We start from the raw sequence: 25,233 nt of genomic DNA, 5'->3' as shown, positions 1-25,233 counted from the left end.
GAGACCCGGCGGGGGCTACGGCACCGGGTTGGTGAGGACCGCGGGGTCCTTCTTGCCGTGGGGCATCCGGATCCGCAGGGCGTTCTCGTCCATCTCGAACAGGATGTGCGTGGCGTTGCCCAGATGGTCGCCGTCCATTTCGAAGTCCAACGGGGACTCGGTCCACACTTCAGCACGCTTGCACTGGTAATACTCAACTGCTGTGCTGCTGCCCTTGCCGCGGCGCAGCAGGCCGGTCACCACACCGACCCAGCCGAGCTTGCCCTTGGGTGCCAGGGTCAGGATGTCCAGCAGGCCGTCGTCGAGGCGGGCGCCGGGGAAGATTTCCAGGCCGCCGGTGATCTTGCCGCAGTTTCCGCCCATGACGCTGCGCAGCCGGCGGTGGATCGGCTTGCCGCCGTCAATCGAGATGGTGGTCTTCACGGGTTTGCCGGGCAGGTTCCGGATGCCGGCGTCGACGTAGGCCAGCCAGCCGATCTTGTCCTTGAGCGCATCCTTGGTGTCCGCCATCATGCCGGCGTCGTACCCCAGCCCGGCCATCACCAGGAAGGTGTCGCTGTCCACTGCCTCGTCAACGGTCACGTGGACGACGTCGATGCGCCGCTCGGTGCCGTTCAGGGCGGCGCGGACCGCCTGCTCCGGGTCGTCGACGCCGATGTCCAGGTTGCGGGCCAGCAGGTTACCGGTGCCCAGCGGCAGCAGGCCCATGGGGAACGTGGTGCCGGCCAGCTCAGCGGCCACGCAGCGGACGGTACCGTCGCCGCCGGCGGCGATCACCAGATCGACGCCGGCCTCCATGGCCTTGCGCGCCATGGAATGCCCCGGGTCTGCTTCCTCGGTGTCGAAGAACAGCGGCTCATCCCAGCCTTCGTCGGCGCAGATCTCGGCCACCCGGACGCGGACGTCGAAATCCGTCTTCTTGATGGGGTTCACAATGACAGCGGCACGTTGGCGTGACGGGGTGGCTGGGCTGCTCATGGTGTCCTTATCGTAAGCATGCGTACTTTAGTTCCGGCTCCGAGTCTAGCCCGGTCGGCGCCCCGGCGGCGGCTCCCGCCCGCGGTCCGGTTTGAACGCGGGTCTGTGCCGGATGCTTGTAATCTGTGGGGGTGACTTTTACGCAGCGATACGTGGCCCTGGGAGATTCGTTTACGGAAGGCGTGGGGGATGAGGACGAGACCCGCCCGAACGGTGTGCGCGGCTGGGCGGACCGCGTGGCCGAGCAGTTGGTGCTGGCGGACAAGTCCTGGGGGTATGCGAACCTCGCCATCCGCGGCAAGAAGCTGCACCAGGTCCTGAACGAGCAGGTGGATGCGGCCATTGCTCTGTCGCCCACCCTGGTGACCATCTATGCCGGCGGCAATGACATCCTGCGTCCCAAGGTGGACATTGACGCCATTGTGGCCGCCTACGACGCCGGGATTGCCAAGCTGTGCTCCAGCGGTGCCGCAGTGCTTGTCTTCACGGGGTTCGATTCCGGCAACTCCCCGGTCTTCGGCCGCACCCGCGGACGCACTGCGATCTACAACGAACTGGTGCGCGAAGCGGTGGAGAAGAACGACGCCGTGCTGGTGGACTACTGGCGCATGAAGAACCTCCAGGACGAGCGGTACTGGGCCGTTGACCGGCTGCACATGTCCCCGGCCGGGCACATGCTCACCGCAAAGAAGGTGCTGGAAGTGCTCCGCGGCACGGATGCCATTGATATTCCGGAACTGGAGGAGCAGCCCGCGCGCAACCGTGTGGAGCAGCTGCGCCGGGACGCCCAGTGGGCCCGCGAATACCTCGGCCCGTGGGTCAGCCGCCGGCTGCGCGGAGTGTCCTCCGGAGACAACCTCTGCCCGCGCTATCCCGAGCTGACGCACCCGCCGCTGCCCGCTTCATAGCCGGTCGTGCGGGAAATCACATATGCCTCGGTAAGTACGTTGTTTGTATACCGAAACCGGCGTTACCTCCTGCCCTGACGCGGAAAATGCGGTTCCCCGATTCGGTGGATGCGCCGTGCCTTTCCTAAACTTGTATGTCGCCCGGCACCGTGTGGTGCTCGGGCGGTTGCTGCTGTCAGCAGCCATCGATCAAGGGAAGGCCCACATGTCGAAAGATGCACCGCCCCACGCTTCCGGAACCCCGGCGTCACCGTCCGCACAGGCGGCCCGTAAGATCCGCAGGCCCAGCCTGCGGCGCCGCCGCCTCGAGGTGGACGATGTCAATGTCGTCGACAAATCCATGATGAAGAAGGCCGTCGGCGGAACCGTCGTCGGCAACACCATGGAATGGTTCGACGTCGGTGTTTACGGCTACCTCGCCGTCACCATGGGCGCCGTGTTCCTGTCTGACGCCGACAAGGACGCACAGCTGCTCTTCAGCCTGGGCGTCTTCGCAGCCACCTTCATCGCCCGTCCGCTGGGCGGCGTCGTCTTCGGCCGCCTCGGCGACCGTATTGGCCGGCAGAAAACCCTCGCCATCACCCTGATCATGATGGCGGCTTCCACATGCGCCATCGGCGTGCTGCCCAGCTACAACACCATCGGCATCTGGGCTCCCATCCTGCTGGTCCTGATGAAGCTGCTGCAGGGCTTCTCCACCGGCGGCGAGTACGCCGGTGCCACCACCTTCGTCTCGGAATACGCCTCCGACAAGCGGCGCGGTTTCCTGGCCAGCATCCTGGACCTGGGCAGCTACATGGGCTTTGCCCTGGGTGCCGCCGTTGTCTCGGTGATGCAGCTGACGCTGTCCGAGCAGACCATGCTGGACTGGGGCTGGCGGATCCCGTTCCTCGTCGCCGGGCCGCTGGGCATCATCGCCATTTACTTCCGGCTAAAAATCGAGGAGTCCCCGGCCTTCCAGGCCACCATGGACGCCCAGGAAGCCAGCGCCAAGGCCGGTGACGAAACCGATTCCCTCGGCACCGTGGGAATCTTCCGTGCCTACTGGCGCCCGATCGTGCTGGCCATGGTCCTCGTGGCCGCCGTCAACTCGGTGGGCTACGCCCTGACGTCCTACATGCCGTCCTACCTGACCGATTCCAAGGGCTACGACCCGGTCCACGGCACCCTGCTGACCATCCCCGTCCTGGTGCTGATGGCCCTGTGCATTCCGCTCGCCGGCAAGCTGTCGGACCGGATCGGCCGCCGCCCCGTGCTGTGGATCGGTGCGGGATCCACCATCGTGCTGGCTATTCCTGCCTTTATCCTGATTGACCAGGGACCGGTTGCCACTACGCTGCTGGGCCTGGTGCTGCTCGCCATCCCGGTGACCTTCTATGTCGGCAACCTGGCCGCCACGCTGCCCTCCCTGTTCCAGACCTCCAGCCGCTACGGCGCCATGGGGATCTCCTACAACATGGCCGTGGCCATCTTCGGCGGTACTGCTCCGCTGATCATGCAGGGCCTGATTACCCTCACGGACAATGACATGGCTCCGGCGTACTGGCTGATGTTCACCTCCGTGGCCGGAGCCATCGCGGTCATATTCATGAAGGAATCAGCCAACCGGCCGATGCCCGGTTCCATGCCCAGCGTGGACACCCACGCCGAGGCACGCGAACTGGTGGCCGGCCAGGACGAGAACCCGCTGCTCGACGTCGACGCGCTGCCGTTCGACACGCTCGGCAGCCAGCAGGCTCCGGCCGGCGAGCCCAGCGGCGTTGAGTCGACTGACAACCGCGTTGAGCCCGGCGCCAGCCGCTAAGCATCAACCGCACTAGCAACACCGCCTCACAGAAGCCGGCCGGACACGCGTCCGGCCGGCTTCTGCCGTCGAGGCACCGGTTGGAGCGGCAGCCTGAGCCTGCAATCATTGAACCGTAAAGCTTGAATGAGAGGACTGCCGGCATGACTGACAACGCCCCGCGCTGGCTAAACCCGCGAGAGCGCCAGGCCTGGCTGGCGCTGTATGCGGTGTCGGGCCTCCTGCCCGCCACGCTCGACGCCGATCTGTTCCGCCGCGCCCGGATCACCCTCTTCGACTACCACGTCCTGGCCATGGTTTCCGAGGCGGAGGGCAGGTCCCTGCCCATGAGCGAACTGGCGGCGCGGTCCAATGCCTCCCTGTCCAGGCTGTCCCACGTGGTCAAGAAACTCGAACAGCGCGGCTGGATGTCCCGGACCCCCTCACCGTCAGACGCGCGGGTGACGACGGCGGCCCTGACGGATGAGGGTATGACCGCTCTTGAGGGGCTGGCGCCGGATCACGTGAAAACCGTTCGGCAGGCAGTCTTTGACGGGCTCTCCGACGAGGACGTCGCCGATCTGGAGCGCGTGGGGAAGAAGATCCTCGCCCGTCTCGACCCGTGCAACGGCATCCTCGGCCCGGATCAGGCGCCGTAGCCCGTTAGTCAACTTGTTGCCCGGGTGCCTGCCCTTGTTAGCGTGGGTGTAGCGAACTAATGAACCGTATCCAGGGCACGATGAGAGGCACCAACAGTATGCGCGTACCCCGAATCCTGACCGTAATTCTCGCCGGCGGTGCCGGCGGTCGGTTGGGCAGCCTGACGGATCACCGGGCTAAACCGGCCATCCCGGTCGCCGGGTCCTACAACCTGATTGACATTTCCCTCTCCAACCTCCACAACAGCGGCTTCGGCGACGTGTGGATTGTCGAGCAGTACAAGCCCCAGTCCCTCAATGACCAACTGGTCAGCGGCCGGCCCTGGGATCTGGACCGCACCCAGGGCGGACTGCGGGTGCTCCCGCCCTATCAGGGCGGTGACGGCGAAGGGTTCGCCCAGGGCAACGCCGACGCCCTGTACCGCCAGGTGGACTACATCCGTGAGTTTGATCCGGACCTCGTCCTCGTCCTCAGTGCCGACCACCTTTACCGCCTGGATTACCGCGACGTCGTCCAGGCGCACCAGGAAAACGGGGCCGCCCTGACCCTGGTTACCACCAGGATCAACAACAACCCGGGTGACCACGGAGTGGTTGAGGTAACCGATGGACTGGTGACCGGATTCGAGTACAAGCCCTCGAAGCCGAAGACGGACCTGGTGGCAGCGGAGATCTTCCTCTACGACACCGACGTCCTGCTCAACGCGCTGGATACCCTGGTGAAGCGGGACGGCCAGCTCGAAGACTACGGCGACCAGCTCATTCCCTACCTGGTGGAGCAGGAAAAGGTCGTGGAATACCGGCTGCCAGGCTACTGGCGGGACATGGGGACCCCGCGCAGCTACCACCAGGCGCATCAGGACCTGATTGACGGACGCGGCTTGGACTTCGATGACCCCCGCTGGCCGATCCTTTCCGCCAGCCCTCGGCGGCTCCCCGCTTATGTTGGGCCGGACGGCATCGCGGCCGGAAGCCTGCTGTCTCCGGGGGCGAGGGTGGAAGGCACCGTCCGCCGCAGTGTGCTCAGTGCAGGAGCCGTGGTGGAAGCCGGCGCCGAAGTGGACTCCTGCGTCCTGCTGGACGGTGTGGTGGTCCGGTCCGGTGCACGCATCGCAAACCTGATTGTGGACTCCTTGGCGGTGATCGGCGGTGGCCGGGAACTGGACGGCGCGGAGCTGGATCCGGAAAACGGGGTGGCAGTGGTGGGACGCGATTCGAAGGTGGACCCGCCGTCGTCGTGATGCCCGGCACGCAGGTACCCCCGAGTTTGAACGAAACGCCCGTTGGCCCTAGGATAGAGAGGCGTTAAGTCGTGCGTGTGTTAACCTGTTCCGCTTCGCGCGGGTAGGAAGATATTTGCACGGCCACCCGTATAAACCTAGAATTGAGGGCTGTCGAGCCGGGTTTCCCCGTTCGGCTGCCTGAACTTCACCGTCTTCCCCGCGGCGAGGCACTTCGGCTGGATCTCACCCCGCCAGGTTAACCTCCGGAAAGTCGCAGTAATAACGGTGTCAAAACTGGTGGCGGGACGCTCTTTATGGCAGGTGCTTAGGCGCTTTGGCCTTGTGTCTGTTTTTTGAGGACCGTCATATTTACTACAACTGGAGGAGAGATCATGGCAGCTTACTGCCAGGTAACCGGAGCCATCCCCGGCTTTGGTCACAGCATTTCGCACTCGCACCGCCGCAACAAGCGTCGGTTCGACCCGAATATTCAGAAGAAGCGCTACTGGGTTCCGTCCCTGCGCCGCAACGTAACGCTGCAGGTTTCTGCACGTGGCATCAAGACGATTGACGTCCGCGGTATCGACGCTGTTGTTACCGATCTGATCGCGAAGGGTGTGAAGCTCTAGTGGCTAAGGACAAGGACGTACGTCCGATCATCAAGCTGAAGTCCACTGCGGGCACCGGCTACACCTACGTAACTCGCAAGAACCGTCGTAACGATCCGGATCGTATGGTTCTGAAGAAGTACGATCCCAAGATCCGCCAGCACGTCGATTTCCGTGAGGAGCGCTAAGAATGGCAAAGAAGTCCAAGATTGCCCGCAACGAGCAGCGCAAGGTTATTGTTGAGCGTTACGCTGCCAAGCGCCTCGAACTGAAGAAGACCCTGGTCGACGCAAACGCTACCGACGAAGCCCGCGAAGCTGCACGCCTCGGCCTGCAGAAGCTCCCGCGCAACGCTTCCCCGGTCCGCCTTCGCAACCGTGACCAGATTGACGGCCGCCCCCGCGGTACCCTCCAGAAGTTCGGTATCTCGCGTGTGCGTTTCCGCAACATGGCCCACGCAGGCGAACTGCCGGGCATCAAGAAGTCCAGCTGGTAAGCACTGCCTACCGCTTTGAAAAGGACGGTCCCTTCGGGGGCCGTCCTTTTTGCTGTCCTGGTGGGGGGGGGGGGTGGCTGATGGCCTGGGGGTGACCGGGGTGGTTGGTGGCTGGCCTGCTGGCCTGCTGGCGTGCTCGGGGTGACTGGGGGGCCGGCCTATTGGAGTGCCCGTTCCGTGCCCGGTCTGCGCCCCGTCCTTTTCGCCTGCCGTGGTGCATCCGATTCATAGCGCAGCAGATGCTGCCTGCGGGCCTGCCAGACAGCATTTACTGCACTATGAACGGGTTACTGCACCATGAACGCCGGAATCCGGAACTGAAAGACCGCCCCGAGCAGGAATTCCCCCCCCCACGGGTGCTGCCGTTATCGGGGAGCCACTTTAACCACCGCACCATAGGGCGGAATTTCTGCGCAGGCATGCCGGTTATCCCGCGACTGATAGTGCCGGGATCCTGCGCATCCACGCCTATGCGCAGGCTGATCGGGGCCATCTGTGTAGCACGTCGCCAGCCTTCAGGCGAGTTGGCCGGTTCCTGGGTGCAAAAAGCCACTTTTCGGCCTGAAAATCGGGAAAAATCCGCTAAATACAGGGGATTTTGCCGGAGTTGGGGGTCCAAGCTGGTAAGTTTTCGAACAGAGGTGGTTTCGCATCCGCGATCCGCTCGAGTTACCCAGAGTCCAGGAGGACATAAATTGGCTATGAACCGCAGTGAACTTGTTGCCGCAGTTGCAGAAAAGTCCGGCAACAGCCAGACCGCAGTCAACGGCGTGCTGGATGCCGTCTTCGACATCTTCGTAGAATCCGTTGCCAAGGGCGAGAAGATCACCATCCCGGGTTGGCTGGCAGTTGAGCGCACCGACCGCGCTGCACGTACGGGCCGCAACCCGCAGACCGGCGAAACCATTCAGATCCCGGCAGGCCACAGCGTCAAGCTGACCGCCGGCTCCAAGCTGAAGGCTGCTGTCTCCACCAAGAAGTAGCATCACGCAGCGGCCACTGCCGCAGCTTTGAGAAGGCCGGCATCTGAGGATGCCGGCCTTCCCGCGTTTGGGGCCCACCAGATTTGCCTGCACAGACCGTGCTTTTCCATCCCCACGGTGCAGGCAGCACTCCGGAGGCCTGGCAGTGCACCAGGCTCCCGCGCACCGCCCATCCCGGCCGGCCGCAGCTGGTTCCCGCCGCCCCGCGCAACCCCGCCGCCGCAGAGCGTCCCACCGGATGGGGTTTCTGTTGCCTCGTGGGACCTCATCTGCAACAGCAGCACCACTTGGTGGGATGCCGTGCGCGCTGAAGGGCTGGCCGCAGGTTCCCGCCGCCCCACGCAACCCCGCCGCAGCAGAGCGTCCCATCGGGTGGGGTTTCTGTTCCCTCGTGGGGCCTCATCTGCAACAGCGGCACCATTTCGTGGGATGCTGTGCGCGCTGAGGTGCTGGCCGCAGCACAGCGTCCCATCGGGTGGGGTTTCTGTTCCCGCTTGGGACCCCACCTGCAACAGCCGCACCACTTGGTGGGATCCCGTGCCGCGGGACCCCGCGCCCGGCCCCCGCACTCCGTCCTGCCAAAGGCCAGCCAGAGTAACCACCCCACCACCCCCAAAAAAAGCCCCGAAGCCCCGAGGCGGACCACGAGCCGGCACCCATGATTGGCCCTATTTTTACAGCGGGTAGAGAATAGATACTGTGCCCAAATCCGTGAAAACCCAGTCCGCCCGCTCCGCCGGGACTGACCTGCTTCCGCAGCCCGGCAAAGGGGGCGCCCCGCGCGCAGCAGACGAGGACGGCAAAGCCGTTCCGGCTGTGCGCAACGGCTGGCTCGCAGCGTCCTTCGTGCTCGTGTTCATAAGCCTCTCCGCGGCCCTGCTGTTTTCCGGCGCGGCCGGCGTCACCCAGCTGGGGGGAGCGGGAACACTGACCCGCTGGGGCCTTCCGGTTGCCAAGGCGCTGCAGAATGTCTCCATGGCCGCCGTGATCGGCTCCCTGGTGTTTGCCGTGGCGATCCTCCCCAAGAACCTGAACTTTCGACGGGTCCGTAAATCCGCTTCCGGCCGGCCCGCGTCCACGGAGCCGGAGCATCCCGCCTTTACCCGTGCCCTGGCCCTGGCCTCCGCGGCGGCCGTTGCCTGGACGCTCTCCGCCCTGGCCGTGATGGTCTTCACCTATTCGGACGTCTCCGGTCTGCCGCTGGGCTTTGACCCCGCCTACACAGCTGGGCTGGGATCCTTCCTGACGGACTTCGCCACGGGCAGGGCGTGGCTCGCCGTGAGCATCATTGCCGCCGTGGTGACCGCCCTGACCTTCGGCGTGCGGTCCGTGGGCATGCTGGCCTTTACCCTGGTCCTTTCCCTCGGCGCCCTGCTGCCCATGGCGCTCACGGGCCACTCCGCCGGCGGGGACGACCACGCCGCCGCCGTAAACTCCATCGGCCTGCACCTGCTGGGTGTGTGCCTGTGGATCGGCGGAATCCTTGTCCTGGCCGTCATCTCCCGGCAGCTCGGGTCCATTACCGGGGTGGTACTTACCCGGTTCTCCGCCCTCGCGGGCTTCGCCTTTGCCCTCGTGTTCCTCTCCGGCGTCGTGAACGCCTCCCTGCGGATCAGCTCGCTGGAACAGCTCGGCACGCCGTGGGGAACCCTCGTGCTCATCAAAGCCGGCCTGACGCTCCTGCTGGGCGTCCTGGGGCTCATGCACCGCCGCTGGGTCATTCCCCGCCTTGCCGGCGCCAATCCGTCCCGGACCCCGGCTCCGGAAGGCAACCGCGGTGTTCCGCAGGGCGGTCTGTCCGCCCAGCGCGTGCTCTGGCAGCTCATCACCGTGGAGCTGGCCATCATGGGAGCCGTGTCCGGCGTGGCAGCCGCTCTGGGCCGCACCGCACCGCCGCGCTCGGAGGAACCTCCCACGGATGCCTCGCCTGCGCGCATCCTGACCGGGTACGACCTTCCGCCGGAGCTGACCGGCGAACGCTACCTCACCGAATGGCGGCCGGACTGGCTGTGGGTGGCGGTCATCCTGACCCTGGCCACCGCTTACCTCATCGGCCTGGTGAAGGTCCGACGCCGCGGGGACAAGTGGCCGGTCCTGCGTGCGGTCTGCTGGCTGGTCGGCCTGCTCGCGCTGGGATACATCACCTCCGGTGCCCCGGCGATCTACGGCATGGTCCTGTTCAGCACCCACATGCTGGGGCATATGGCCCTGACCATGGTGGTGCCGCTGTTCCTGGTGCTCGGCGCGCCTGTCACCCTGGCCCTCAAGGCCCTGACCCCGCGCACCGACGGCACCCGGGGGATCCGTGAATGGATCCTCATCGGGGTGCATTCACGCTTCTCGAAGATCATCACGAATCCGATTTTCGCGGCGGTCAACTTCGCCGGCTCCATTGTGGTCTTCTACTATTCAGACCTCTTCGGCTTTGCTTTGCGCGAGCACGTGGGGCACGAACTGATGGTGGTGCACTTCCTGCTCACCGGCTACATCTTCATCCTGACGATGATCGGCATCGATCCGGTGCCCGGCCGTGCGCCGTACCCGCTGCGGCTGGTGATCCTGCTGGCCACCATGGCCTTCCACGCGTTCTTCGGTGTGGCGGTGATGGGGGGAACGGCCCTCATCCAGGCTTCCTACTTCGGCAACATGGGCCGGGAATGGGGCCTGTCGGCTCTGGCGGACCAGCAGTTGGGCGGATCCCTGATGTGGGGAATCGGTGAAATCCCGACCCTCTTCGTTGCGATCGGTGTGGCTTACCAGTGGTCCAAGAGCGATGCACGGGAGACCCGCCGCTCGGACCGCGCAGCCGAGCGGAATAACGACGCCGATCTAACCGCTTACAACAACATGTTTGCAAACCTGGCGCAGCGTGACGCCGGGACCCCGGATCAAGGAGATCGTTAATGACTGAAACCGTGCGCGCCGGATACCGGGTGCGGGCCTCGGAGCTTGAGGGCCGCAACTGGCTGAACACCGGCGGCCGGCAGCTGAACCTGGAGGATCTCCGCGGCAAGATCGTGTTGCTGGATTTCTGGACCTTCTGCTGCATCAACTGCCTGCACGTGCTGGACGAGCTCCGGCCCCTGGAAGAGAAATACTCGGACGTGCTGGTCACCGTGGGAGTCCATTCCCCCAAGTTCGAGCACGAAGCGGATCCGGTGGCCCTCGCCGCCGCCGTCGAACGCTACGAAATCCACCATCCCGTCCTGGATGACCCGGAGCTGCTCACCTGGCAGGCCTACACCGCCCGGGCCTGGCCCACCCTGGTGGTCCTGGACCCCGAGGGGTACATCGTGGCGCACCTGTCCGGTGAAGGGCACGCAGCAGGCCTGGAATCGCTGGTGGCCGAGCTCATGGAGGAGCACGAGGCCAAGGGAACGCTGCACCGCGGCGACGGCCCCTATGTGCCCGCGGAACCCAGTGCCGGGGACCTCCGCTTCCCGGGCAAGGTGACGGCCCTGCCGGGCGGCACCTTCCTGGTGGCCGATACCGGCCACCACCGCCTCGTGGAGCTCGACGCGGACTTGGCCGGCGTGCGCCGGACCATCGGTGACGGCGTCAAGGGCTGGCAGGACGGGAATGCCGACACCGCCCGCTTCAACGAACCCCAGGGCGTGGCACTGCTGCCCGCCGACGTGGCTGAAAAAGCCGGGTACGACGTCGTCGTGGCGGACACGGTCAACCACCGCCTGCGCTCCGTGAACCTTGCCACGGGTGCCGTGCAGACCATCGCCGGCAACGGCGTGCAGCGGCTGCTGGATGCCGGGAACCAGACCAAGGCAGGCGCGGCATCCGCCGGGTCCGGTGAAAGCGCGGGGGATAGTTCCCCCTCCGATTCCTCGGACCTGCTCGGTGCCGATCCCCTGAACGTTTCGCTGTCCTCCCCGTGGGACTTGGTCTGGTCCTCGAAACTGCAGCGGCTGGTCATTGCCATGGCCGGCACGCACCAGATCTTCGGCTTCGATCCGGTCACCGGGTCCGTGTCGGTCCTCGCCGGCACGGGTCTGGAAGGACTGCTCGACGGCGAAGCCTCCGCCGCGTGGTTTGCCCAGTCCTCCGGGCTGGCCGAAGACGGTGACGGCAACCTCTGGGTCGCCGACTCCGAAACCTCCGCCCTGCGCCGGCTGGTCCTGGACGGCACCGGAAGCGTCCACGTGGACACCGCCGTCGGCACCGGCCTCTTCGACTTCGGTTTCCGCGACGGCGCCGCCGCGGAGGCCCGGCTGCAGCACCCGCTGGGCGTCGCAGTGCTGCCGGACGGCTCCGTGGCCATTGCGGACACCTACAACGGCGCCGTGCGGCGCTACGATCCGGTCACCGGCACCGTCTCCACCCTGGCCCGCGGGCTTTCCGAGCCCTCGGATGTCCTGGTGGACACCGGTGCTGCCGAACCGCTGCTGATTGTGGTGGAGTCCAACCGCCACCAGCTGGTCCGGCTGCCGATTCCGAAGGAAGCCCAGTCCGTGGACGAGGGCGCCCGGCAGACGCAGCGGCCCCGGACCGCCGTCGAATCCGGCCTCATGTCCCTCACCGTGCGCTTTGCCGCACCCAAGGGCCAGAAGCTCGATGACCGCTGGGGCGATCCCACCCAGCTGAAGATCTCCGCTTCGCCGGAGGAACTGCTGGTTTCCGGCGGCGGCACGGCCACCGGCCTCACCCGCGAGCTCGTCCTTTCCGACACGGTGACGGACGGCGTCCTCCACATCACCGCCCGGGCGGCGGCCTGCGACGGGGAACCGGGCGGCGACATCCCGGACCACGCGGCGTGCCACATGTACCAGCAGGACTGGGGCATTCCGGTGGTGCTTCAGGCCGGCGGCGAGTCCGAGCTGGTCCTGGACCTGCGCGGACTGGACTAAGCAGCCCCGGCGGTTCCGGGAGGGCGGATAGCGCTGACGAAACCGCCTTAACGCACTTCGGCGGCGGCACGGGAAAAACCCCGTGCCGCCGCCGAACTCGTCTCAAAAGGGACGGTTACTGCACGTGCGGGCTCAGCGTGACGTCGTCGCCGTCCACCCGCAGCGAGGCGTTGAAGGTAAACGACTCCTCGGCCACGAGCGGGCTCTTGTCGCCGCTGAAGAGATCAACCTGGGTGGCGGTGACGCGGGCGGTCGCGCTCAGCGGGCTGAGCACCCAGCGCCCCTCGGCCTGCGTCAGCTCGACCTCGGGGTAGTCCGTAATGCTCCACCGGATGGGCTGTTCCACACGGTTGTTGGTGAGGTGGTAGAACGGGCAGCCCGGCGGAGCCAGGCGGTCGGCAGCCGTGCAGCCGTCGAGGTATTCGCGGATACCGGTATCGATCTTGGTGACGAGTTCCTTGGTTGCCTCCGGCACGAGGGCGAGCTGGGGATCCTCCTCGGCCGTCACCAGCGTGGTCTGCTCCGGCGCGGCCAGGTATTGGCTTTTGTAGGAGGCCGCCACCCGCGAGACGGGAAAGGCCGCGAAGGTATTGGCACCCTCCGGAAGGGTCACCCGGACGCCGTTGAGGGTCGCTTCCCGCAGCGACGGAGCACTCACCTGCACGGTGGGCAGCGCTGCCGGCACAAAGTCCCAGGTGTCGAAAAACAGCCAGCGTTTTCCGGTGTTTTCCAGCACGAAGCGGGTGGTTCCCTCGGACTGTCCGTAGGCGTAGTCCAGCGCCACTTCGACCCGGTCCCCGCCGATATCCTCGGCCTCGCCGATATTGCGCACCTCCAGCCCCTTCACCGAGGCACGGAGCGCGTCGCCGTCGAGCAGTGCCGCATTGGCCTCCGGGACCTGCGCGTTGAGCATTCCGAGCGCCTGCCCGCCCTCGCCGTCGGCCAGCGTCTGCAGGTAGCTTTCCACGTGCTTCTCGGGGCCGTACGTCTTCGCGTTCACGAAATAGATCACGACGACGGCGGCCGCGATCGTGAGCATGAGGGCAAGCAGCCAGGAGGCTACTGCCTTGATTACCGGTGATGTTCCCTGCACCGGTCTTACGTTACCTGCACGGAAGAACGAAGGCCGGATCGGTTCCCCGCTCCGGCCTTCGTGTCAGGCGCCCGGGCCGGGCACCTGTGTCCCTGACAGGGCGGCTAGGAAGCGGCCGCCGGGACCGACTCGTGTGCAGCGGCGATCTCCTCGGCACGGTGGGCGTTCGCTTCCTCCGTCAGCTCCGCACCGGCAGCCGCATCGCGGGTCAGGTTCTCGCCGGTCTCCGGGTCGAAGAGGTGCACCTTGCGGGTGTCCAGCCACAGTTCGGCGTCGCGGCCGCCGCGGATCCGGCTGGCGGCGTCGAGCGTCACCACCACCTGCGGGCGCAGTTCGTCGGCATCCATGTCCCGCGCGAGGTTGTTCAGCAGCTCACGCACCTCGGGGGTGGGATCGAAGTGGATGTAGCCGTACTGTTCGTTGCCCAGCCACTCCGTGTGCGTGATCGGTGCCGTGAACGTGGAGCCGTGCTGCAGCTTGTGTTCCTCCACCAGCGAAGCATCCTCGAAGAACTCGGGACGGATGCCCACCAGGACAACCTGCTTGCCGGCGGCCTTCGCTGCCTTTTCCTCGGGAATGCGGAGGTCGCCGACGGCGGTCTTCAGCACTCCGTTCTCCAGCGTGGCGGGCAGGAAGTTCATGGACGGGGAACCGATGAAGCCCGCCACGAATAGGTTGATGGGCTGTTCGTAGAGCTCGCGCGGGGAAGCGACCTGCTGCAGGATGCCCTTCTTCAGCACTGCCACCCGGTCTCCCAGCGTCATGGCCTCGGTCTGGTCGTGGGTCACGTAGACGCTGGTGGTGCCCAGACGGCGCTGCATCTGCGCAATCTCGGCACGCATCTGGCCGCGCAGTTTGGCGTCCAGGTTGGAGAGCGGCTCGTCAAAGAGGAAGGCATCGGCCTGCCGGACGATGGCCCGGCCCATGGCCACCCGCTGCCGCTGGCCGCCGGAGAGGTTGGCCGGTTTCCGGTCCAGGTGGTCCGTCAGTTCCAGCGTGGTTGCTGCGTCGGTCACGAGCTTGCGGACCTGCTCGTCGTTGTACTTGCCCTTGTTCAGGCGCAGCGGGAAGGCGATGTTTTCGTACACGGTCAGGTGCGGGTAGAGCGCGTAGTTCTGGAACACCATGGCCAGGTTGCGGTCGCGGGGTGCCTTGTCATTGACGCGCTCTCCGTTGATCAGCAGATCACCGGAGGTAATGTCCTCGAGGCCCACGATCATGCGCAGCAGTGTCGACTTGCCGCAGCCGGAGGGGCCCACCAGAATGATGAACTCTCCGTCGGCAATATCCAGGCTGACATCGTTGACGGCCGGGAAACCGTCGCCGTACTTCTTGACGAGGTGGTTAAGGGTAATAGATGCCATGGTTAGGGATCCTTTTCTTTCGCCGGGTGCCGTAAGGGACTAGCCCTTGACGGCGCCCTGGGTTAGGCCGGAGACGATTTGGCGCTGGAATGCGAGCACCAGGACAACTACGGGAATGGTGACGATGATCGCCGCGGCGGAGATGGCTCCGGTCGGCTCCTCGAACTGCGAGGCGCCGGTGAAGAACGCCAGGGCCGCCGGGACCGGCCGCGCTGCCTCCGTGGAGGTCAGCGAGATGCCGTACACGAAGTCATTCCAGGCGATGAAGAACGCAATGATCGCGGTGGTGAAGACGCCGGGTGCCGCCAGGGGAACGATGGCCTTGCGGAACGCCTGCCACGTGGTGGCGCCGTCCACCTGGGCTGCCTGCTCCAGCTCCCACGGGATCTGCCGGAAGAATGCCGCCAGGGTCCAGATGGAGATCGGCAGCGTCAGGGAGAGGTAGGGGATGATCAGGCCCGGCCAGGTGTCATAGAGCCCGATGTTGCGCCACAGGTTGAACAGCGGCGTCACGATGGAGATCACCGGGAAGATCGAGACGCCCAGCGCCGTGGTCAGCACCAGTTTCTTGCCCGGGAAGTCCAGGCGGGCAATGGCATAGGCGCACAGGGTAGCCAGGATAACCGCGATGAAGGTGGCGATCAGGCAGATGCCGATGGAGTTGCGCAGGCTGCTCAGGAACAGTCCCTGCGCATCGCCGACCAGGATCTGCTCGTAGTTGCTCCATGACCAGTTGGTCGGGAGGAAGGTCCCGGACGTCAGGTCGCTGGGCAGCTTGAACGAGGTCGCGAGAATCGACGCCACCGGGAACAGTGCATACAGGACGACCAAAACCGAAATAATGGTCCAAATCGTCCGCCGTTTGGCAGGTGAGGACTTCACTTATTTACCCCCTCGTGCGCCGGAAAGGTCCACTTTGAACAGTTTGATGGCGATGAAACAGATGATGATCACGCAGATGAACAGCAGGACCGAGACGGCCGAGCCCATGCCGATTTCCAGGCGGGTAATCGAGGTCCGGTAGGCCAGCAGCGAAAGCACCTCGGTGCCGTACGCGCCGTTGGTCATGATGTACACGTTGTCGAAGATGCGGAAGGCGTCCAGGGCCCGGAACAGCACCGCCACCATGATGGCGGCCTTCATGTTCGGGATGATCACCTTGGACATCCGCTGCCACCAGGATGCGCCGTCAACTTCTGCCGCTTCCGTCAACTCACCCGGAACCTGGGCCAGTCCCGCGAGCAGCAGCAGGGAGATGAACGGGGTGGTCTTCCAGATTTCCGAGGCCATGATGACGGAGAGTGCCGTCCAGGTGTCGGCGAACCAGTTCAGGTCCGCATCGATGCCCGGCACCCAGCTGAACCAGCTGTTGATGTACCCGGAGTTGATGTCGAAGGCGTAGAACCAGGCGAAGGCGGAAACCACGGTAATGATGCCGTACGGCACGAGGATCGCGGTGCGCAGCCAGCCGCGGACGGCCTTCAGCGCACTGTTCATCACCAGGGCCAGGGCAAAGCCGAGAATCAGCTCAATCACGACCGTGATGACCGTAATCAGCACCGTGACACCCAGATCCCGCCAGAACAGGCCGTCCGAAAGGATGGTGGCGTAGTTGCCCAGTCCCACGAACTCACGGTCCGCCGGGGCGGTCAGGCGGTACTTGAACAGCGATTCCCAGAGCGCCAGGAGAATCGGGTAGGCGGTAACCGCCAGCATGATGATGAACGCGGGACCGGCGAGCCAGAATCCCAGCCGCCGCTCCGCTTTGGCGCGGTCGCTGAGGGGCTGTTTGGACGGAGCTGCCTTGGCCGGGGCTTCCCGGACCGCTTCAACGGAAGTGCTCACAGCAGTTTCTCCCCTCTAAGGACTTCGAGGATGAATTCCTGGCTCTCGGCCGGGGTGGTGTCGGGGTTGACCTCGCTCGGCGGAGTCCAGGTCTGCTGGATGCCGGTGGAGATTTCGTTGTAGTACGGGGTCTGCGGCCGGGGAACGGCCAGCTCGAGCGAGTCCCGGATAGTGGGTGCCATCGGGAAGGTCTCCTCGATTCCGGGGGAGTTGTAGGCCTCTTCGTTCGACGGCGGGTTGCCGTTGGTTGTGAAGTACTGGGCCTGGTTCTCAGGCGAAACGATGCATTCAATGGCCTCGAACGCCAGGTCGGGGTGCTGGCTGCTGGATCCCACGCCCAGGTTGATGCCGCCCAGCGGGGGAGCAGTATCCTCGCCCTCGTTCATGGCCGGGTAGAGGGCCCAGCCGATGTCGTCGATGAGGGACTCCGGCAGGGCGCCTTCCTCGACCGAGGCGTTGGTTGCCGGCCAGACGAAGGGGTAGTTGACCATGAATGAACCCTGGTCGCCCTGGAATTGGATCATGGACGTGTTTTCCGTCTGCGTAGGCAGTCCGGGACCGCCCAGGCCTTCCTTGCCGATCGTGGAGACCACCTCGGCGGCCTGCTTCCCGGCCTCGGAGTCCAGTCCCAGCTGGATTTCATCCGCGGAAGCGTCCGGGTTCTCGACGATCCGGCCGCCGGCCGACGCCACCAGGGCGTTGACCCACACGGTCATGGACTCGGCGCGTGCGCCCTGCACGCCGATGTACTTGTCCTGGCTCTCGGCGGCTTCGATGATCTGGTCCCAGGTCACGGGCTTGGTCATATCCAGCTGGGCCGCTTCAGCCACGGATTTGCGGTACCAAAGGATCTGGGTGTTGGCCCAGAACGGGACAGCCACCACTTTGTCTTTCCACTTGGCGCCTTCGAGAGCGCCTTCCAGGACACCTTCGGTGGTGCGCTGGGCAACGTCGTCGGGGACCGGTGCAAGATAGCCGGGTTCCGCGTACTCCGGCACGTTGGGCGGGTCGAGACTCATGATGTCCATGCTCTTGTCCCCGGCAGCCAATCTCCGGGCCAGCTGTTCGCGCTGGGAAGCGGCATCATTGGGCAGCAGGGACGTCTCGATGGTGTACGCACCCCCGGAGGCCTCGGTGCACTGCTCGGCCAGTTCTGCCTGGCCGCCGGCATCCGGGTTGATGTACCAGGTCAATGTGGGTGCTGCACCCTCGTCGGTTCCGCAGCCGGATAGGAGAGTTGCGCCCAGAGCCAGCGTAAGGCCGGCAGCAGCCCGTGTCCTTTTCCGGGTACGCCCCCAGTATCTTGCGTCCTTTGGCATCGGTACTGTGCCTCCACCTCGTCGTAAGCGTCCCCTGCGGCGTTGCAGAAGACGGACTGCACGCTAGGCAGCCTTCGTTTGACCATATGCCTTGAACGTAATTTACGCCACATTAAAAGGGGTCGAGCCGGGTAGACCCTCAGGCCAGCAGAGCTGCCGCCAGGATCAGGACCGGAAGCGAGGCGATGGTGGTGAGCAGCACGGTGTCCTTTGCCACCAGCAGGCCTTCGTCGTAGCGGGCAGCGACAACGAACACATTCTGCGCGGTGGGCAGGGCAGCGGTCACGACGACGGCGAAGAGCAGATGTCCCTCCATGCCCAGGAGGAAGCGGGCCAGCAGGAAAGCCAGCAGCGGCTGGACCACGAGCTTGAACGCGGAGGCGAGGACGACGTCGGCCCGCCGGCCGCCGTCGGCAGTCAGCGGCCGGGAACCCACCAGGGAGAGTCCGAAAGCCAGCAGCATGGCGGGAACTGCGGCTCCGCCGATCAGGGATACCGGTTCATGGATGATTTCGGGCAGCTGCGTGCCGGTGGCGGCCAGCAGCAGACCGAGCAGCGAGCCGACGATGATGGGGTTGCGCACCACCTGGCCGGCAAAAACCCGAAGTGAGGTCCGCTGGCCGCTGGTGGCTGAATCCAGCATCATCAAAAAGAACGGCGTGAAAAAGGCGAGCTGGAAAATCAGCACGGGCGCGATATAGGCGGCGTCCCCCAGGACGTACACACAGATGGGCAGGCCGAGATTGGCGGCATTGACCAGGGAGGAGGACATGGCCGAGATGAGGATCTCGGGCAGCGGACGGCGCAGCCACCAGCGGGTTGCCAGCACATACAGGACCGCCGTGGCCAGCGCGCTGGCGGCCGCCACCAGCAGGGGAAGCGAAAAAACAGTGCCCAGGTCCGCATCGCTCAGGGTGATGAGGAGGAGGGCGGGGGATGCGACAAAGAACGCCAGCCGGCTTAGGACGGTCTGGGCATTTTCCCCCAGCACGCCGAGCCTGCCGATGCAGTACCCGGTGAGGATGATGATCCAGACAACTGCGAACCCGGTGAGTACCCCCAGCACCGGATGCTGCTATCTGGCTTCGGCGGGTACGCCCGGGTTGCTGCCCATGACCTGGGTGTTGTCCAGGGCCAGCGGAGGACGCTCGGTGCCTTCGGTCACGGCTTCGGCCGGGTCGGTTCCCAGTTCAAGGATCCGGTTGGCGGAATCAACGTGGACAACCGTGGGCACAAAGCTGCGGGCCTCTTCGGTGGTCATGTCTGCGTAGGTGATGAGGATGACCGTGTCGCCCACATGCACCAGATGCGCCGCGGCACCGTTGATGCCGAGCACCCCCGAGCCGCGCTCGCCGGCGATGGTGTACGTCTCCAGCCGGGCGCCGTTGTCGACGTCGACGATCGAGACGAGCTCTCCGGGCAGGATGTCCGCGGCCTCAAGGAGGTCGAGGTCAACCGTGACGGACCCCACGTAGTGGAGGTCGGCATGGGTGACCGTGGCGCGGTGGATTTTGGACTTAAACATTTTCCGGTTCATCGCGGACAAGTCTACGCCGGTTACACCGGACTTCGAGCAGGGGGTTGACACGCTGACAGCGAAAGCGCAAAGGGAGGGGGAGGGACGTTGCTCCAAAATGGAGCGGGCGACGGGAATCGAACCCGCGTATCAAGCTTGGGAAGCTAGCGCTCTACCATTGAGCTACGCCCGCAGCGGCCGGAGCAGATCCGGCACAATCCCTTACTTTACATGGAACCGACGGGTTGCCTAATCCGGGTGCAGTGCTGCCGGAGGGTTCAAGGACCGCGCGGCAAGGGCCCGGATGATTATCCGCCCGGCGCCTCGCCGGCGTCCGAATCGGCGCCGGCCCGCGCACGCTCCACAAGTTCTCGCCACCTCCCCTTCACCTGTCGTTCGGGGATGGTGACGGCCGCAGGTCCCACCGAAATTTCGTAGGTGAACCGGTCCGGTTCGCTGTCCGGGGCTTCGGGCGGATCGCTGAGGAGCGGCAGCCACCGCTCCTGCGCCTCTTCGGAGCTGACCTGCGTGCTCCAGGTGCGCTGCATGCCCGCAAAGCCGCCGCTGCGCACTACCACCAGTCTCATACCAAGACGTTAACCTCTTTCCACGCGGACTGAACAGCAGTACTTTCCTCAGTCCCCGCTCCGTAGCGTTTTTCCGCTGCCGTAACAGTGGCGGCGGCAAAGACAGCGAAGGTGGCATCGGCGGGGAAATTGCGTTCAGTGATGGTGTCGTACCAGATCCGCCCGGCGCGCTCCCAGGCATACCCGCCCAGGGCCCGGGCCACCAGGTAGAAGGCATGGTTGGGGATTCCCGAGTTGATGTGGACGCCGCCGTTGTCGGCGGAGGTCTTCACGAAGTCCTCCATGGATGCCGGCTGCGGGTCCTTGCCGAGCACGTCGTCGTCGTAGGCCGTGCCGGGAGCCTTCAGCGACCGCAGTGCCCGCCCCTGCACCTGCGCCGTAAACAATCCCTCGCCTACCAGCCAGCCGGCCTGCTCTGCGGTCTCGCCCCGCAGCTTCTGCTCCACCAGGACGCCGAAGACATCCGCCACGGATTCGTTGAGCGCCCCGGCCTGGTCACGGTAATCAAGCTGCGCCGTGTACTGGATGATGCCGTGGGCCAGCTCGTGGGCGATTACCGTGAGGGATTTGCTGAAGCGTTCGAAGACCTCACCGTCGCCGTCACCGAGCACCATGCGCGTGCCGTCCCAGAAGGCGTTGTCGTACGCGCGGCCGTAGTGGACCGTGGCCTCCAGTGCCCGGCCCGCGCCGTCGAGCGAGGAACGGCCGTAGGCGTCGCTGAAGAGGTGGTAGGTGGCCCCGAGGCCGTCATAGGTTTCGTCCACGGCGGGGTCGCCCGTGGCCGGTCCGCCCTCGGAGCGCACCACCGTGCCCGGCAGTTCCTCCAGTCCCAGGGCATCCGAGATGGTGCGGCGCAGCGACGGAGTGAGTGCGGTACCGGACCCGCGGGACGGTGCCGAATGCCGCACTGAACGTGCCGATTCCACCCCCTCAATCCCGGTGAGTGCCCGGCGGGCCGCCTTCGCCGCCGTTGCCTTGGCGGGGTCTTCGGCGGCGGCCAGCCGGGCAAGCAGATACGGCGGAACTATGGAACAGATCGACGAAGTCACGCTCGAGTTGGTCACGGTACAGCCCTCCCTCTGTGGTGAGGCTCCCCAGCGTAGGCTCCGGCACCGACACTTCAAGGGTCAGGCGGGTAAAAACGGCATCAAACGGCCATAACGCAACCTAACCGGCTGTTTTAGGCCCTTCCGCGGTCGGACTAGTCCTCCTCGGGACGGGCCGACTCCTGTGCCTGTTCGGCGGTCTTTTCGTACGCGGCCACGAGTGACGCCACCACGTCCGGGCCGATTTCCAGTCCCACCTCGTGTCCCGGATTCACGGACATGCCGTATCCCGGGGCAATGCTGCGGATGGTGGCTTCGCCGGTGGCCTTGACGACCACCGGTGCTGCTTCGCGCAGCTGTGCGGGGATGCGGTCCGCGGAGGTGAAGGTGGCGGCCACGGAGTAGTCGGCATCCGGGGCCTTCAGGACCACGGCCTGGAACGTGGAGGGATCATCGTCCTTCGTGAGGCGGCCAACGCTGAGCAGCTCCGAGGTCCAGATGACGGACATCACCTCCCGGTTGGTGATCCGGCCCTCGCGGCCGGCGGTGATGGCTTCTTCAAGAGCCGCGCCGGGTGCTTCGACGTCGTCATGGGCCAGCGGCATTGTCGGGATCTCGGGGGTGTTGTCCGGTTCCATGGGGACTCCTTCGGAGGGATCGGTGCCAAAACTCCAAGTCTGGCATACCGAGCGGATACCGTGGTGGGCATGAGTCCGAACGAGAACACCCGCAGCCTCGAAGCAGGCATTGAACGGGATTTCAGCGACAAGATGAGCTACGGGTCCTACCTTGCCCTGGATGATCTGCTCGCTGCCCAGCATCCGGTGAGCCGTCCGGAGCACCACGACGAGATGCTGTTCATCATCCAGCACCAGACCTCGGAGCTGTGGCTCAAGCTTGTGCTGCACGAGCTGCTCGCCGTGCGCGCCCGGCTGGCGGCGGATGACCTGCGGTCGGCCATGAAGGGCATTGCCCGGATCAAGCACATCCAGCGCTCGCTGACCGAACAGTGGTCCGTGCTGGCGACCCTGACCCCGTCCGAATACTCGGAATTCCGTGACGACCTTGGTGCCTCCAGCGGTTTCCAGTCCTATCAGTACCGTGCCGTCGAGTTCCTGCTGGGCAACAAGAACGAGGCCATGATCGCCGTGTTTGCGGCAGATCCGGCAGCTCAGGAGCTGCTGTCCGGCCTGCTTGCCGAGACCAGCATCTACGACGAATTCATCCGTTACCTCGCCCGCCGCGGCTACGCGGTGGAGCCGGCGCTGCTGGCCCGCGACGTGACGCAGGCCCATGTGCATAACGAGTCGCTGCTGGCGGTCTACAAATACGTCTACGAGAACCCGGCCGCGAACTGGGACGTGTACGAGGCCTGTGAGGAGCTGGTGGACCTCGAGGACAATTTCCAGTTGTGGCGTTTCCGACACGTGAAGACCGTGGAACGCACCATCGGGATGAAGCGCGGAACCGGCGGTTCCAGCGGCGCCGGCTTCCTGCGGCGTGCCCTCGAACTCACGTTTTTCCCGGAGCTCTATGCGGTGCGGACGGAAATCGGCCGCTAGGGGCATGCGCTATTTTTGAAGAGTGCTGATTTCTGACCGCGACATCCGAGCCGAGATTGCCGACAACCGGATTGCCCTGGACCCTTACGACCCCGCAATGGTTCAGCCTTCCAGCGTCGATGTGCGCATCGACCGCTTCTTCCGGCTCTTCGACAACCATAAGTACGCCCACATTGATCCTTCCCAGGACCAACCGGAACTGACCCGGCTGGTGGAAGTGGCTCCGGACGAGCCTTTCATCCTCCACCCCGGCGAATTTGTCCTGGGCTCCACCTACGAGCAGGTCACCCTGCCGGATGACATTGCCGCCCGCCTGGAGGGCAAGTCCTCCCTGGGGCGCCTCGGGCTGCTCACGCACTCCACCGCCGGCTTCATTGACCCGGGCTTCTCCGGGCACGTCACGCTGGAGCTCTCCAACATGGCAACGCTGCCCATCAAGCTGTGGCCCGGTTCCAAGATCGGCCAGTTGTGCTTCTTCCGGCTCAGCTCCCCGGCTGAGCACGCGTACGGCTCCGGCCGCTACGGCAACCGTTACCAGGGCCAGCGGGGCCCGACGGCGTCGCGCAGCCACCTAAATTTCCACCGCACCGACATCGGCGCCGCCGCTAATGACGAGGATGCGGTCAGCGCCTCCTAAGGCGGGACCGTTCGGCTGCAGGGCCTGGCGGAGGCGGCGGGACCGTCCGGCTGGGGGGCCTGACGGAGGCGGCGTGACCGTCCGGCTGGAGGGCCTGGCGGAGGCGGCTTTAATATTCCAAGCGAGCTCTGCGAGCGAAGGAATTTCGTTGCCGCCGGAGCCAGGCCTGCAGGCCGGAACCGGAGCCAGGCCCATAGGCCGGACCCGCGCGCCGGACTTACTCCAGGTCGGCGGCCGCGGCCTTCCGTGCCTCGGGGGAGCGGACCGGGAGCAGGACGAGCAAGCCAACCAGCAGCACGGCCATGATGCCGATGATGCCGTAGCGCTGCGAACCGAAAATCACGATGCAGGCCGAGAACAAGGTGGGGGCCAGGAAGCTGACCGCCCGCCCGGTGGTGGCGTAGAGGCCGAACAGCTCGCCTTCCTTGCCCTCCGTGGCGAGCCGGGCCAGGAACGCCCGGGAGGCGGACTGGGCCGGGCCTACGAACAGGCACAGCAGCAGGCCGAAGATCCAGAAGGTGGTGTCGCCGGTCCACTGGAGCCCCAGCAGGTCCTGGTCCTTGGGACCGAATACCACCACGGCAGTGCCGGCGAGGATCAGCCCGATCAGCGAACCGACGATCACGGCCTTGGGTCCTGACCGGTCATCGAGGAACCCGCCGATCACGGATCCGACGGCGGCCACCACGTTGCCGAAGATGGCGAACATAATCACTTCCGACAGTTCCCACCCGAAGGTGCCGGCCGCGATAACGCCGCCGAAGGTGAACACTGCCGCGAGTCCGTCCCGGAAGACGGCGCTGGCAAGCAGGAAGTAAATGGTGTGCGGGTCGGTCCGGAAGAGGACCTGGATGCGGTGGAACAAAAGCTTGTACGAGGCGAGGATTCCCAGCCGGGCCACTGCATCCTGGCGGGGGACTTCGGGCACGGCAAACATCAGCGGCAGTGCGAAGAGCAGGAACCAGACTGCCGAGAACAGCGCCACGGCACGGATGTTCAGTCCGTCTTCGGAAGTGACTCCGAACCAGCCGACGTCGGGCTGTACGAACCCTACGAGCACCAGCGCCAGGGCGGCGATTCCGCCTACGTAGCCCATGGCCCAGCCCAGGCCGCTGATTTTTCCGACCGTGGCCCGTGTGGAGATCTGGCTGAGCATGGCGTTGTAGTTCACGCCCGCGAACTCGAAGAACAGGTTCGCTGCGGCAATCAGGGCCACACCCAGGATCAGGTAGTTGGGGGAGGGGACGACAAACCAGCACGCTGCGACCAGGGCGCAGGTCAGCAGGGTGTTGACGGTCAGCCATTTGCGCCGGCGTCCGCCGGCGTCCGACCGCTGTCCGGTCACCGGTGCGAGGACAGCCACGGCCACGCCGGCAATGGCGAGGCCGGCGCCGAGAACGGCGGAATTATGGTCCTTGTCCCCGAACTGCTCGGACGTCAGGTAGACCGTGAACACGAAGGTGGTCATCACGGCGTTGAAGGAAGCGGAGCCCCAGTCCCAGGCAGCCCATGCCGCCACCTGCTTCCAGCGTGCAGGGGCCGGGGCGCTTGTCGCCCGGCGGTCCGGAGACGTTTTTTCTGTGCTGAGACTCATGCCGCCGAGCCTAGCGGCTCCCGCGGCCCGGAACGGTATTCGACGCCTAAACCGCCGTTTCCTGCATCTGCCGCCGACCGGCCCGAATAGGAGGGCACGTGTATGCCATGGGTAGAATGGATAGACCGACCTTGACCGCCCCCTTGATAACTACAGCTGTCTGACGCTGCAAC

24 protein-coding genes and 1 tRNA gene are annotated in these 25,233 nt (G+C 65.3%); 12 read left to right on the top strand and 13 right to left on the bottom strand.

Annotation, left to right across the window (positions count from 1 at the left end; genetic code table 11):
- Positions 1-15: 15 nt before the first annotated feature.
- A complete protein-coding gene (locus N2K95_RS14085) occupies positions 16-978 on the bottom strand; it encodes a diacylglycerol/lipid kinase family protein (RefSeq protein WP_260652033.1) in 963 nt (320 codons plus the stop codon).
- A gap of 131 nt (positions 979-1,109) precedes the next feature.
- Here N2K95_RS14085 and N2K95_RS14080 point away from each other — a divergent pair, with 131 nt between their 5' ends.
- From N2K95_RS14080 to N2K95_RS14035, 10 genes are all read left to right on the top strand, one after another.
- Positions 1,110-1,886: an SGNH/GDSL hydrolase family protein gene (locus N2K95_RS14080; protein ID WP_260652032.1), complete on the top strand. Its 777-nt coding sequence runs from the start codon at positions 1,110-1,112 to the stop codon at positions 1,884-1,886.
- A gap of 205 nt (positions 1,887-2,091) precedes the next feature.
- A complete protein-coding gene (locus N2K95_RS14075) occupies positions 2,092-3,690 on the top strand; it encodes an MFS transporter (RefSeq protein ID WP_260652031.1) in 1,599 nt (532 codons plus the stop codon).
- Between the two features lie 143 nt (positions 3,691-3,833).
- Positions 3,834-4,328, top strand: a complete 495-nt coding sequence (locus N2K95_RS14070) for a MarR family winged helix-turn-helix transcriptional regulator (protein WP_260652030.1) — start codon at positions 3,834-3,836, stop codon at positions 4,326-4,328.
- A 98-nt stretch (positions 4,329-4,426) separates the two neighbouring features.
- Positions 4,427-5,569: a glucose-1-phosphate adenylyltransferase family protein gene (locus tag N2K95_RS14065; protein ID WP_260652029.1), complete on the top strand. Its 1,143-nt coding sequence runs from the start codon at positions 4,427-4,429 to the stop codon at positions 5,567-5,569.
- Between the two features lie 374 nt (positions 5,570-5,943).
- Complete coding sequence (gene rpmB / locus N2K95_RS14060) at positions 5,944-6,180, top strand: 50S ribosomal protein L28 (protein ID WP_229946774.1); 237 nt, start codon at positions 5,944-5,946, stop codon at positions 6,178-6,180.
- On the top strand, positions 6,180-6,347 hold the full coding sequence (gene rpmG / locus N2K95_RS14055) for a 50S ribosomal protein L33 (RefSeq protein WP_227919278.1): 168 nt from the start codon (positions 6,180-6,182) through the stop codon (positions 6,345-6,347). The genes rpmB and rpmG overlap by 1 nt, the downstream gene beginning before the upstream one ends.
- Before the next feature lie 2 nt (positions 6,348-6,349).
- Entirely contained in the window at positions 6,350-6,655 is a 306-nt protein-coding gene (gene rpsN, locus N2K95_RS14050) for a 30S ribosomal protein S14 (protein WP_227919276.1), read from the top strand.
- Between the two features lie 695 nt (positions 6,656-7,350).
- Positions 7,351-7,638: an HU family DNA-binding protein gene (locus N2K95_RS14045; RefSeq protein ID WP_304659010.1), complete on the top strand. Its 288-nt coding sequence runs from the start codon at positions 7,351-7,353 to the stop codon at positions 7,636-7,638.
- Between the two features lie 699 nt (positions 7,639-8,337).
- Complete coding sequence (locus tag N2K95_RS14040; RefSeq protein ID WP_407080089.1) at positions 8,338-10,542, top strand: cytochrome c oxidase assembly protein; 2,205 nt, start codon at positions 8,338-8,340, stop codon at positions 10,540-10,542.
- Positions 10,542-12,497 (top strand): NHL domain-containing thioredoxin family protein, encoded by a 1,956-nt coding sequence (locus N2K95_RS14035; protein WP_260652028.1) that lies wholly within the window; start codon positions 10,542-10,544, stop codon positions 12,495-12,497. Before N2K95_RS14040 ends, N2K95_RS14035 begins: the two co-directional genes overlap by 1 nt.
- Positions 12,498-12,612: 115 nt before the next feature.
- On the opposite strand, the gene N2K95_RS14030 is transcribed toward N2K95_RS14035, so the two are convergent.
- From N2K95_RS14030 to N2K95_RS13980, 11 genes are all read right to left on the bottom strand, one after another.
- The gene (locus N2K95_RS14030) at positions 12,613-13,590 is read right to left on the bottom strand and encodes a zinc ribbon domain-containing protein (RefSeq protein ID WP_260652027.1); all 978 of its coding nucleotides are present in this window, start codon (positions 13,588-13,590) and stop codon (positions 12,613-12,615) included.
- A 104-nt stretch (positions 13,591-13,694) separates the two neighbouring features.
- Positions 13,695-14,954: an ABC transporter ATP-binding protein gene (locus N2K95_RS14025; protein ID WP_255790853.1), complete on the bottom strand. Its 1,260-nt coding sequence runs from the start codon at positions 14,952-14,954 to the stop codon at positions 13,695-13,697.
- 39 nt (positions 14,955-14,993) lie between these two features.
- On the bottom strand, positions 14,994-15,794 hold the full coding sequence (locus tag N2K95_RS14020) for a carbohydrate ABC transporter permease (protein ID WP_407080150.1): 801 nt from the start codon (positions 15,792-15,794) through the stop codon (positions 14,994-14,996).
- A gap of 42 nt (positions 15,795-15,836) precedes the next feature.
- On the bottom strand, positions 15,837-16,799 hold the full coding sequence (locus tag N2K95_RS14015; RefSeq protein ID WP_260652026.1) for a carbohydrate ABC transporter permease: 963 nt from the start codon (positions 16,797-16,799) through the stop codon (positions 15,837-15,839).
- Entirely contained in the window at positions 16,796-18,118 is a 1,323-nt protein-coding gene (locus N2K95_RS14010; protein ID WP_260652025.1) for an extracellular solute-binding protein, read from the bottom strand. Before N2K95_RS14010 ends, N2K95_RS14015 begins: the two co-directional genes overlap by 4 nt.
- A gap of 139 nt (positions 18,119-18,257) precedes the next feature.
- The gene (locus N2K95_RS14005) at positions 18,258-19,184 is read right to left on the bottom strand and encodes an AEC family transporter (RefSeq protein WP_260652024.1); all 927 of its coding nucleotides are present in this window, start codon (positions 19,182-19,184) and stop codon (positions 18,258-18,260) included.
- Between the two features lie 9 nt (positions 19,185-19,193).
- Entirely contained in the window at positions 19,194-19,655 is a 462-nt protein-coding gene (panD, locus tag N2K95_RS14000) for an aspartate 1-decarboxylase (RefSeq protein ID WP_260652023.1), read from the bottom strand.
- A 98-nt stretch (positions 19,656-19,753) separates the two neighbouring features.
- Positions 19,754-19,827 (bottom strand) — tRNA-Gly (locus tag N2K95_RS13995).
- Positions 19,828-19,942: 115 nt separating this feature from the next.
- Complete coding sequence (locus tag N2K95_RS13990; protein WP_255790848.1) at positions 19,943-20,221, bottom strand: protealysin inhibitor emfourin; 279 nt, start codon at positions 20,219-20,221, stop codon at positions 19,943-19,945.
- Positions 20,218-21,285 (bottom strand): M4 family metallopeptidase, encoded by a 1,068-nt coding sequence (locus N2K95_RS13985; RefSeq protein ID WP_260652022.1) that lies wholly within the window; start codon positions 21,283-21,285, stop codon positions 20,218-20,220. The genes N2K95_RS13990 and N2K95_RS13985 overlap by 4 nt, the downstream gene beginning before the upstream one ends.
- Positions 21,286-21,422: 137 nt before the next feature.
- Positions 21,423-21,905 (bottom strand): SseB family protein, encoded by a 483-nt coding sequence (locus tag N2K95_RS13980; RefSeq protein ID WP_260652021.1) that lies wholly within the window; start codon positions 21,903-21,905, stop codon positions 21,423-21,425.
- A gap of 69 nt (positions 21,906-21,974) precedes the next feature.
- Between N2K95_RS13980 and N2K95_RS13975 the strand changes: the two genes are divergently transcribed.
- A complete protein-coding gene (locus N2K95_RS13975) occupies positions 21,975-22,829 on the top strand; it encodes a tryptophan 2,3-dioxygenase (RefSeq protein ID WP_260652020.1) in 855 nt (284 codons plus the stop codon).
- 22 nt (positions 22,830-22,851) lie between these two features.
- The gene (gene dcd, locus N2K95_RS13970; RefSeq protein ID WP_260652019.1) at positions 22,852-23,466 is read left to right on the top strand and encodes a dCTP deaminase; all 615 of its coding nucleotides are present in this window, start codon (positions 22,852-22,854) and stop codon (positions 23,464-23,466) included.
- 217 nt (positions 23,467-23,683) lie between these two features.
- Here the strand turns inward: dcd and N2K95_RS13965 are convergent, their stop codons facing one another.
- Positions 23,684-25,060, bottom strand: coding sequence for an MFS transporter (locus tag N2K95_RS13965; protein ID WP_260652018.1), 1,377 nt, complete (start codon positions 25,058-25,060; stop codon positions 23,684-23,686).
- Between the last annotated feature and the right edge of the window lie 173 nt (positions 25,061-25,233).

Source organism: Arthrobacter zhaoxinii, assembly GCF_025244925.1.
Classification (GTDB): Bacteria; Actinomycetota; Actinomycetes; order Actinomycetales; family Micrococcaceae; genus Arthrobacter_B; species Arthrobacter_B zhaoxinii.
Note: the sequence above shows the minus strand (reverse complement) of the source record. Positions and strands in the feature narration are given on the sequence as shown.

Coding starts and splice junctions, on each gene's coding strand:
- N2K95_RS14085 (WP_260652033.1), bottom strand. CDS start 978: ATGAGCAGCCCAGCCACCCCGTCACGCCAACGTGCCGCTGTCATTGTG.
- N2K95_RS14075 (WP_260652031.1), top strand. CDS start 2,092: ATGTCGAAAGATGCACCGCCCCACGCTTCCGGAACCCCGGCGTCACCG.
- N2K95_RS14070 (WP_260652030.1), top strand. CDS start 3,834: ATGACTGACAACGCCCCGCGCTGGCTAAACCCGCGAGAGCGCCAGGCC.
- N2K95_RS14065 (WP_260652029.1), top strand. CDS start 4,427: ATGCGCGTACCCCGAATCCTGACCGTAATTCTCGCCGGCGGTGCCGGC.
- rpmB (WP_229946774.1), top strand. CDS start 5,944: ATGGCAGCTTACTGCCAGGTAACCGGAGCCATCCCCGGCTTTGGTCAC.
- rpsN (WP_227919276.1), top strand. CDS start 6,350: ATGGCAAAGAAGTCCAAGATTGCCCGCAACGAGCAGCGCAAGGTTATT.
- N2K95_RS14035 (WP_260652028.1), top strand. CDS start 10,542: ATGACTGAAACCGTGCGCGCCGGATACCGGGTGCGGGCCTCGGAGCTT.
- N2K95_RS14025 (WP_255790853.1), bottom strand. CDS start 14,954: ATGGCATCTATTACCCTTAACCACCTCGTCAAGAAGTACGGCGACGGT.
- N2K95_RS14010 (WP_260652025.1), bottom strand. CDS start 18,118: ATGCCAAAGGACGCAAGATACTGGGGGCGTACCCGGAAAAGGACACGG.
- panD (WP_260652023.1), bottom strand. CDS start 19,655: ATGAACCGGAAAATGTTTAAGTCCAAAATCCACCGCGCCACGGTCACC.
- N2K95_RS13990 (WP_255790848.1), bottom strand. CDS start 20,221: ATGAGACTGGTGGTAGTGCGCAGCGGCGGCTTTGCGGGCATGCAGCGC.
- N2K95_RS13980 (WP_260652021.1), bottom strand. CDS start 21,905: ATGGAACCGGACAACACCCCCGAGATCCCGACAATGCCGCTGGCCCAT.
- N2K95_RS13975 (WP_260652020.1), top strand. CDS start 21,975: ATGAGTCCGAACGAGAACACCCGCAGCCTCGAAGCAGGCATTGAACGG.
- N2K95_RS13965 (WP_260652018.1), bottom strand. CDS start 25,060: ATGAGTCTCAGCACAGAAAAAACGTCTCCGGACCGCCGGGCGACAAGC.